Below are 2,264 nucleotides of genomic sequence, written 5' to 3'. Positions count from 1 at the left end.
AAAAAAGCTGATGAAGAAGCTAAGAAGAAAGCTGATGAAGAGGCCAAGAAAAAAGCTGAAGAAGAAGCTAAGAAACAACAAGAACAGCAACATCAAAATACCGGAGGAGATACACCTCACGCAGACGGTACTGTTATTACAACAGAGTCCTAATAAACAAAAAAGAAGTCCGTTTCTCTTAACGAGAAGCGGACTTCTTTTTTGTTATCATTTTTTTTACATACAGCTTTTCTATTTCGATATACAACTGCGCTAATTGAATATAAGAATGATAATTACTCGGTTTCTTTATTATGAATGAATATCTTTCCATAAAATTAACAGGTTGCACTTTTAATTTATTCGTATTTATTTGCATTTCATTCAAACTATGAACAGGTTGCTCATTTAGCCAATAGACAACCGATAACAAGTGAGCTGCAAAAAGAATCATTGGCCCCTCAGCCTCTTGCTTATTTCTATTTCGAAACAGTATAGCAATGTCTTCATGCTTATTTTTCCATACATTCAACATCGCTGGAATACTTTTTTCAATTTCCTTCCATGGCTCATACTGTCTTTCAATATCAAATATAAAGTAAGTATTTTGTATTATTTCTTCAAAAGACTCGTCTGTATGATACTCAATTGAATTTACGCTTTCTTTAAAAAATGGTAAGCAGTGAAATTCTTTCGGTATTTCTATAACTCGCTCCATCCCTTATTTCACCTTCATTCGCTTCTTTCCTTCACGACATACTTCTAACAGTCTGCACTCCTCACATTGCGGTCGTTGTGCTTTACAATGATAACGTCCAAAGAAAATCATACGATGATGCGTAACTCCCCACTCATCCATCGGTACTTTCTTCATTAACGTTTTTTCTACTTCTAACACAGAATCTTTCCATCTACAAATCGCTAATCGTTTACTCACTCGCTCCACATGTGTATCAACAGCAATTGCAGGAATCCCAAACGCTACGGAAACTACAACATTCGCTGTTTTCCTTCCTACACCGGGTAATTTCGTAAGTTCATCTCGATCGCTCGGTACTTCCCCATTATAGTCGTCTAATAACATTCGGCATAATTTTTGAATGTTTTTTGCTTTATTTCTATACAATCCGATAGAGCGTATATCTTGTTGTAATTCTTCTAGAGAAACACTTAAATAATCTTCTGGTGTTTTATATTTTTGAAATAAATTTCTTGTCACTTTATTTACAAGTACATCTGTACATTGTGCAGATAACGCCACCGCGATTACAAGTTCAAATGGATTATCATGAACCAATTCACAATGCGCTTCTGGATACATATCCGCCATTGTATCTAAACAATAACGGATTTGCGTTTTGTTAAGCATATTTCTCCTCCTATATCACTGCTCCAACCAATTATAAAAAGGCACTTTTCCAGTAAATTTCGTCTCTTGTTTTGTCATTTGTTGTGCTCTTTGTTGATTCGCTCTAAATTTTTGACCTTGATTTTGAGCCTGATCTACCGTTTTAATTCCATTCTTTTTCCACTCAAATAAAATACGATCAATATATCGGAAATTTAGTTTTCCACTCATTACAGCTTCTCTAAGAGCCGCTTGAATTAAATTTGGATGATGTTGATCTTGGTCCTCCCACATGCCTAACGTTTCACATTCGAACGGCGAAAGTGGTCTTCCAAATTCTTTTTCAAATACTGTATATAAATTTACTTGCAGCTGTTTTTTCTCTTTTTGCTCTTCCTCTATTGATTCATCCATTAAGAAATGTAATATTTTTTCCCATAACGGTTGTAAAGAATAACTTTCGCACATCATCGCTTCTGATCTTTGTCCACCTTCTAGTGATAAAAAACCTTTTTGAATCAACGCTTGAATTACTTCCATACATTTCATTTCCGTTATCGTCATCCGTTCAGAAATCTCTGAAGGAGTCGGAAACGAATTACCTGATTCTAAAAATGTATGTACATGAAGTACAACCATAAATTCCGTCTCATTTAAACCTAATTTTTTATAATGCATCATAAGCAATTTTGGAATTGCAATGCTTCCCTGCTCAAACCAATGTAACATCATTTTCTTTTTCATCACCAAACACCTCGCTCTCTAGTATAACACACCTTTAGCTATTTCTTTTTGCCACAATTCGTCAAAAAAACCTCCCCATTAATTGAAGTGAACCCGAATAGTGGTACATGAAAAAAACACCTCCTGAATTCGCATACTAAGTATGCAAATTCAATGGAGGTGTTTTTGGTTTGAAGACAAGAGTTCATTACCC

The 2,264-nt window shown here is 35.0% G+C and carries 3 protein-coding genes; all 3 read right to left on the bottom strand.

All coding sequences use genetic code 11. From position 1 onward, the window contains the following. Positions 1–178: 178 nt before the first annotated feature. The 3 genes from MR170_RS30385 to dnaD are packed head-to-tail and all read right to left on the bottom strand — an operon-like array spanning position 179 to position 2,071. Entirely contained in the window at positions 179–697 is a 519-nt protein-coding gene (locus tag MR170_RS30385) for a YpoC family protein (protein ID WP_242310595.1), read from the bottom strand. 3 nt (positions 698–700) lie between these two features. Then, positions 701–1,348, bottom strand: a complete 648-nt coding sequence (gene nth / locus MR170_RS30380) for an endonuclease III (protein ID WP_000933035.1) — start codon at positions 1,346–1,348, stop codon at positions 701–703. A 15-nt stretch (positions 1,349–1,363) separates the two neighbouring features. Beyond that, positions 1,364–2,071, bottom strand: a complete 708-nt coding sequence (gene dnaD / locus MR170_RS30375; RefSeq protein WP_000728532.1) for a DNA replication protein DnaD — start codon at positions 2,069–2,071, stop codon at positions 1,364–1,366. Between the last annotated feature and the right edge of the window lie 193 nt (positions 2,072–2,264).

It is taken from the genome of Bacillus cereus group sp. BfR-BA-01524, from assembly GCF_022662595.1.
Classification (GTDB): domain Bacteria; phylum Bacillota; class Bacilli; order Bacillales; family Bacillaceae_G; genus Bacillus_A; species Bacillus_A thuringiensis_S.
The sequence above is the reverse complement of the archived record's forward strand: the minus strand, read 5'-3'. Positions and strand labels throughout refer to the sequence as shown.

What these genes read in the sequence shown, in the direction of transcription:
- MR170_RS30385 (WP_242310595.1), bottom strand. Translation starts at nt 697, where the DNA reads ATGGAGCGAGTTATAGAAATACCGAAAGAATTTCACTGCTTACCATTT.
- nth (WP_000933035.1), bottom strand. Translation starts at nt 1,348, where the DNA reads ATGCTTAACAAAACGCAAATCCGTTATTGTTTAGATACAATGGCGGAT.
- dnaD (WP_000728532.1), bottom strand. Translation starts at nt 2,071, where the DNA reads ATGAAAAAGAAAATGATGTTACATTGGTTTGAGCAGGGAAGCATTGCA.